Source organism: Streptomyces sp. NPDC097619 (genome assembly GCF_040302735.1).
In the GTDB taxonomy this organism is placed as follows: Bacteria; Actinomycetota; Actinomycetes; order Streptomycetales; family Streptomycetaceae; genus Streptomyces.
The window spans coordinates 1-5,986 of the sequence record NZ_JBEOSD010000269.1 but is presented as its reverse complement, the minus strand read 5'-3'; the positions used below and the strand labels follow the sequence as shown (position 1 = coordinate 5,986).

The window sequence follows — 5,986 nt, the reverse complement described above, 5'->3', positions numbered from 1 at the left end:
GTGTCCTGGTGAGGCTGAGCCGTCCGGGTGATCCGCCGCGGGACGGAGACGGCTCGCGCCGGAGACAGCCCGGGACGGACCGGCGGAGCCGGCGCCCGACCGGGGCGGTGGATCAGTGCGCCGGGTTGATGTCCGCCGGAAGCGCTGCGACGAAGGGGTGGTCGCGCTCGATCAGGCCGAGCTTGGAGGCACCACCGGGCGAACCGAGCTCGTCGAAGAACTCGACGTTCGCCTTGTAGTAGTCCTTCCACTCCTCCGGGGTGTCGTCCTCGTAGAAGATGGCCTCGACCGGGCAGACCGGCTCACAGGCGCCGCAGTCGACACATTCGTCCGGGTGGATGTACAAGGACCGCTGGCCCTCGTAGATGCAGTCGACGGGGCATTCCTCGATGCACGCCTTGTCCTTGACGTCGACACAAGGCTGCGCGATGACGTAGGTCACGCTCTCGTTCCTCCTCGGTAGGGCTTTCCATATCGCGCGGGAGCGCGGCGTCGTCGATGCCCGCACCTAGTATCTCCGTTCCCGGGCACGATCCGAACAGGAGGGGCGCACACAGCCGTGGAAATCACTGCCGGCGGACGGCTCGAAGTCCGAATTACCCTGGATGACGTGGGTCGACGAGTGAGCGTGCGATTCCTGAACCCCGAGCGGGGCCAAGCCGAAGCGTTCACCGACGCGGTCGGCGTTCTCACATCCTGGGACGCGGGTGTGCTCCTGATCACACGCAAGAACGGTGAGACGGTCCGCGTCCCCGAGTCCTCGCTGGTCGCGGGGAAGACGGTGCCCGCGGCACCGGCGCGGCGCCGCGGTCCGGCCGCCGGCTACGCCGAGCTGACCCGGATCGCGGCGCGCTCCTGGCAGCCCGTCGAGAGCGCCCCGCTCGGGGAGTGGACGCTGCGGGCCGCGGGCGGATTCACCCGCCGCGCCAACTCCGTCCTGGCGCTCGGCGATCCCGGGGTGCCGCTCGACGAAGCACTCGCGCGGGTGACGGCCTGGTACGGGGAACGCGCCCTCCCGGCGTACGTGCAGGCGGGCACCGGGGCCGAAGGCGCCCAGGAACTGCTCGCCGCGGCCCTGGAGGAGCGCGGCTGGGAGCGGACCGGCTCGGCGGAGACCCGGATCGGCGCCCTCGCGCCGCTGGCGGACCTGCCCGTGGACGTCTCGCCCGTCGGACTCTCCCGCACCTGCGACGAGGCGTGGCTGGCCCGGTACCAGCGGTCCGCGGCCGGTCCCGAGGCCCGGCAGGTGTTGGGCAGCGGCCCTTCCGTGTGGTTCGCGCGGGTGGAGCGGGACGGGGTCACGGCGGCGATCGGACGGTGCGTCACGGACGGCCGCTGGGCCGGGTTCGCGGCGGTGGAGGTGGCCCCGGAGTTCCGGCGGCAGGGCCTGGCCACGGCCGTGATGGCGGCGCTGGCCGGACGCGCCCTGGAGGAGGGCGCCTCGGCGGCCTGGCTCCAGGTGGAGGTGGACAACGCCCCCGCGCTCGCCCTCTACCAGGGCCTCGGCTTCGCCGTGCACCACACCTACCACTACTTCCGGGCGCCGTGAGCTTCCGGGAGCGGTTCGCGCGGGAGGCCCGGGAGGAGCGCCCCGACCTGGCCCGGCTGTGCCTGCTGCTGGCCACGGAGGCGGATCCGGGGCTGGACGACCGGGGCATCGACGAGGCCGAGATCGAGCTGGACCGGCTGGCCGGGCTGCTGCCGTACGGGCTGCGCACCCCGTCCGCCTGGGCCTCGGCGGTGGCCGAACTGCTCGGTGAGCGCTGCGGGTTCCACGGCGGCCCCGGGGACTACGGGCGGCTGGAGTCCTCACTGCTGCACGAGGTGCTGCGGCGCCGCCGCGGGCTGCCGATCCTGCTGTCCGTGGTGTGGCTGGAGGTGGCCCGGCGGGCCGGGGCCCCGGTGTACGGGGTGGCCCTGCCGGGGCACTTCGTGGTCGGCTTCGGCGATCCGGGGGACCCCGTGCTGGTGGACCCGTACGCGGGGGGCCGGCCGCTGACGGGGGCGGACGCGGAACTGCTCGTGGTGAGCGCCACCGGCGCCCCGCTGGATCCCGAGCACCTGGAGCCCGCGGCCCCGCTCGAGATCGTGCAGCGGATCCTGAACAACATCCGGGCCTGGGCGGCGGCCCGGCCCGAGCACTCGGCCGTCCGGCTGTGGTCCCTGGACCTGGCCCTGCTGCTGCCCTCGCACCCGGCGCGGCTGCGCTACGAGCGGGGCCAGCTGCTCGTGGGCCGGGGGGAGTTCGTCACGGGCGCGGCGGAGCTGGAGGCGTACGCGGAGCTGGTGGAGGTGGTGGACCCGGAGGCCGCCGTCCGGATCCGGGCCCAGGCCGGGGCGGCCCGGGCCCGCCTCAACTGAGGCCGCCCGGACCGGAGCCGGTCCGGGCTCAGAGCCAGCCCTTCTCCCGGGCCGTGCGGGCCGCCTCGGTGCGGTTGCGGGCGGCGAGCTTCTGGATGGCGGTGGAGAGGTAGTTGCGGACCGTTCCCTGGGACAGGTGCAGGGCGCGGGCCAGTTCGGCGTTGGTGGCGCCGTCGGCGGCGGCCCGCAGGACCTCGCGTTCGCGTTCGGTGAGGGGGTTGGCCCCTTCGGCGAGGGCGGCGGCGGCGAGGGTGGGGTCGATGACCCGCTCCCCCGCCAGGACCCGGCGGACGGCCGCGGCGAGCTGCGCGGCGGGGGCGTCCTTGACGAGGAAGGCGGAGGCCCCTGCCTCCATGGCCCCGCGGAGGTAGCCGGGACGACCGAAGGTGGTCAGGACGACGATCTTCACGTCGGGGAGCTCCCGGTGGAGTTCCGCGGCGGCCTCGATGCCGGTGCGGCCGGGCATCTCGATGTCCAGGAGGGCCACGTCCACGGGGTGCGCGCGGGCCGCGGCGAGGACCTCGTCCCCGCGGGAGACCTGGGCCACCACCTCGATGTCGGGCTCCAGGCCGAGCAGGGCGGCCAGGGCCTCGCGGACCATCGACTGGTCCTCGGCGAGCAACACCCGTACGGGGGCGGTCGGGTCGGCCGGATCGGTCGGGGTCATGCGGCCGATCCTAGGGGGACGGCCGCGACCAGGCGGAAGCCCGGTCGGGCGGGGCCGGCGCGGAGGGTGCCGCCGACGGCGGTGAGGCGTTCGGTGAGGCCGGTCAGGCCGTTGCCCGGAGCGGACTGCCCCGCTTCGGATCCGGATCCGTCGTCGGCCACGGTCAGCTCCAGGCGGGTCCCGTCCAGGCTCTGCCGGGTGCGGAGGGTGACGGTGCAGGTCACGGCACCGCTGTGGCGGACCACATTGGTGACGGCCTCACGCAGGGCCCAGGCCAGGGCGGATTCCGCTTCCTCGCGGAGCTCGGGCGGTTCGGGGAGTTCCGGTTCGAGCGGCAGGTCGGCCCGGATGCCCGCCGCGGTGAGGGCGGTGCGGGCGCCCGCGAGTTCGCCGGGGAGGGTGGGGCGGCGGTAGCCGCTGACGGCCTCCCGGACGTCCACGAGGGCCTGTCGGCTGACCCGTTCGATGTCGGCGACCTGCTGGGCGGCCTTCTCCGGCTGGTCGGGCAGCATTCGACCGGCCAGCTCGCTCTTGAGGGTGATCAGCGAGAGGGAGTGGCCGAGGAGGTCGTGGAGGTCCCGGGCCAGGCGCAGTCGTTCCTCGTTGGCGGCGAGCTGGGCCACGGTGGCCCGGGCCTCGCGGAGGGCGATGGTGGTGCGGATCAGCTGACCGACCCCGGCCATCGCGAAGCCGCCGAGGAGGGCCGGGACGAGCAGCCCCACCAGGTAGGCGGTGCCCTCGGGGACCACCGCCCCGGTGGCGACGAGGAGGCCGGCGGCGGCGGGCACCGCCCAGCGGGACAGGGCCGCGGGCAGGGCCGCCCCGCAGGCGATGGCCAGGTACACGAAGAGCACCAGCCACTCGCGGCCCAGCGTCAGGGTGAGCAGGACGGCCTGCACGGCCAGCACGCCGAGCGAGAGCAGCAGCCGGCGGGCGGTGGCCCGGCGGCCGATCCGGAAGATCAGGAACAGGTACCAGCCCACGAACGCCACCAGCCCCAGGGCGCCCAGCAGGCGGGCCCAGGCGCTGTGCCCGCCGTGCACGAGGTCGATGACGGGGGCGCTCAGGTAGAAGAGCCAGACCCCGGTCCAGAGGATCTTGACCACGAGCTGGCGGCGGTTCTCGGGGTGCATGCCGAGGGGGACGGCACCGGGCTCCCGGTCCCCCGGGGCGGGGGGCGGGGAGCCGGGCGGGACGGACCGGAGGGCGCTCATGCCTTCAGTGTGTCCTTGCGGTAGAGCCAGGCGGCGCCGCCCGCGAAGAGCAGGAAGTACGCGGCGAGCAGGGCGACGTCGGAGGCGTGCGGGGCGGAGCCGAGCTCGATGGCCTGGCCGAGGGCGGCGTACGCGTGGGTGGGGAGCCAGGCGGCGAGGGACTGCAGCCACTCCGGGTAGACCGCGGTGGGCATCCACAGGCCGCCGAGCAGGGACAGGGCGAAGTACACGATCATCGTGACCGGGCGGGCGGTGTCGCCGCTGACCAGGTAGCCGATGGCCACGCCGAGGGCGGCGAAGACGAGGCTGCCGGCCCAGATCACCCCGGTGAGGGCGGCCCACTGCCAGGCTTCGAGGCGGATGCCCTTGGTGACGGCGGCGACCACGAAGACCACGACGATGGAGGGCAGGCTGACCACGGCGGCGCTCGCCACCTTGGCCAGGACGTAGCCGCGGCCGGGCAGGGCGGTGAGGCGGAGCTGGCGCACCCAGCCCTGTGCGCGCTCCTTGGCGATGCGCTCGCTGTTGCCCATCAGGACGGCCGTCAGGGCGCCGAAGGAGGCCATGGCGACCATGTAGTAGGCGGCGAGGGGCAGTCGGCCGCCGAGGGCCGGGGTGTCGCCGCTCTGGGTGCCGCCGATCATCAGGAACAGGGCGGCCGGGTAGAGGACGGTGAAGAACAGGAACTTCTTGTTGCGCAGGGCGCGCAGGATCTCCAGTTTGACCAGGGCGTTCACGGTTCAGACCTCCTGGGCCTCGGTGAGGGCGACGAACGCCTGTTCCAGGCCGAGTCCGGCCACTTCGAGGTTCTTCGGGTAGAGCCCGAGCCCGTAGACGGCGTGCACGGTGGCGTCGGCGTCGCGGGACTGCAGGCGGACGGTGCCGCCGTGCACGGAGGCGGTGGTGAGGTGGGGCAGGGCGCGCAGGGCGGCCTCGTCCACGGGCCCGTCGAGGTCGAAGGAGATCCGGCGGGCGCCCGCGCGGGCCTTGATCTCGGCCGCGGTGCCGTCGGCGAGGAGCCGGCCGCCGCGCAGGACGATGACGCGGTCGGCGATGGCGTCGGCCTCTTCGAGGTAGTGGGTGGCGAAGAGGACGGTGCGCCCCTGGTCGGCCTGTTCGCGCATGGTGGCCCAGAAGGCGTTGCGGGCGGTGACGTCCATGCCGGTGGTGGGCTCGTCGAGGACGATCAGGTCGTTGTCGCCCGCGGTGGCGAGCGCGAAGCGGACCCGCTGCTCCTGGCCGCCGGAGAGCTTGTTCACGGCGCGGCCCGCGAGGGCGGTGACCCCGGCGAGGTCGAGGACCTCGTCCACGGGGCGGGGCCGCGGGTGCAGGGCGCAGGCGAGGGTGACGAGCTCCCGGACGCTCACCTCCTCCATGAGGCCGCCGCTCTGGAGCATGGCGCCGACCCGGCCGGTCTCCACGGCCCGGCGGGGGGTGTCGCCGAAGAGGCTGACGGTGCCGGTGTCGGGGGTGCGCAGGCCGAGCAGGAGGTCGAGGGTGGAGGACTTGCCCGCGCCGTTGGGGCCGAGCAGGGCGACGGTCTCCCCGGGGTGCAGGGTCAGGGTGAGGCCGTCGACCGCGCGGACCGTGCCGTAGCTCTTGGTCACGTTCTCGAAGCGCACCACGTCGGTGGTGGTAGGCCGTTCGGTCGTCGTCGTCATGCTTCGAGAATCGCCCGTGGGGCGGGTCCGGCGGCAGTGTCGCCGGTCGTGGGCGCGGGCGGGGGGCGGGGGGGGGCGGGGCC

7 protein-coding genes are annotated in these 5,986 nt (G+C 74.4%); 2 read left to right on the top strand and 5 right to left on the bottom strand.

Annotation, left to right across the window (positions count from 1 at the left end; translation table 11 throughout):
- Positions 1-112: 112 nt before the first annotated feature.
- Complete coding sequence (fdxA, locus tag ABTZ17_RS35965; protein ID WP_352200026.1) at positions 113-442, bottom strand: ferredoxin; 330 nt, start codon at positions 440-442, stop codon at positions 113-115.
- Positions 443-559: 117 nt separating this feature from the next.
- Here fdxA and ABTZ17_RS35960 point away from each other — a divergent pair, with 117 nt between their 5' ends.
- Both ABTZ17_RS35960 and ABTZ17_RS35955 read left to right on the top strand, forming a co-directional pair.
- The gene (locus tag ABTZ17_RS35960; protein ID WP_352200025.1) at positions 560-1,549 is read left to right on the top strand and encodes a GNAT family N-acetyltransferase; all 990 of its coding nucleotides are present in this window, start codon (positions 560-562) and stop codon (positions 1,547-1,549) included.
- Positions 1,546-2,361 (top strand): transglutaminase family protein, encoded by an 816-nt coding sequence (locus ABTZ17_RS35955; protein WP_352200024.1) that lies wholly within the window; start codon positions 1,546-1,548, stop codon positions 2,359-2,361. Before ABTZ17_RS35960 ends, ABTZ17_RS35955 begins: the two co-directional genes overlap by 4 nt.
- 28 nt (positions 2,362-2,389) lie before the next feature.
- Here ABTZ17_RS35955 and ABTZ17_RS35950 read toward each other — a convergent pair whose 3' ends face one another.
- The 4 genes from ABTZ17_RS35950 to ABTZ17_RS35935 all read right to left on the bottom strand — a co-directional run bounded on the left by ABTZ17_RS35950 (position 2,390) and on the right by ABTZ17_RS35935 (position 5,903).
- Positions 2,390-3,028: a response regulator transcription factor gene (locus ABTZ17_RS35950; protein WP_352200023.1), complete on the bottom strand. Its 639-nt coding sequence runs from the start codon at positions 3,026-3,028 to the stop codon at positions 2,390-2,392.
- A complete protein-coding gene (locus ABTZ17_RS35945; RefSeq protein ID WP_352200027.1) occupies positions 3,025-4,161 on the bottom strand; it encodes a sensor histidine kinase in 1,137 nt (378 codons plus the stop codon). The genes ABTZ17_RS35950 and ABTZ17_RS35945 overlap by 4 nt, the downstream gene beginning before the upstream one ends.
- Before the next feature lie 77 nt (positions 4,162-4,238).
- Positions 4,239-4,979 carry an ABC transporter permease gene (locus ABTZ17_RS35940; RefSeq protein WP_352200022.1) on the bottom strand — a complete coding sequence of 247 codons (741 nt, stop codon included), beginning with the start codon at positions 4,977-4,979 and terminating at the stop codon, positions 4,239-4,241.
- 3 nt (positions 4,980-4,982) lie between these two features.
- Positions 4,983-5,903 (bottom strand): ABC transporter ATP-binding protein, encoded by a 921-nt coding sequence (locus ABTZ17_RS35935; RefSeq protein ID WP_352200021.1) that lies wholly within the window; start codon positions 5,901-5,903, stop codon positions 4,983-4,985.
- Between the last annotated feature and the right edge of the window lie 83 nt (positions 5,904-5,986).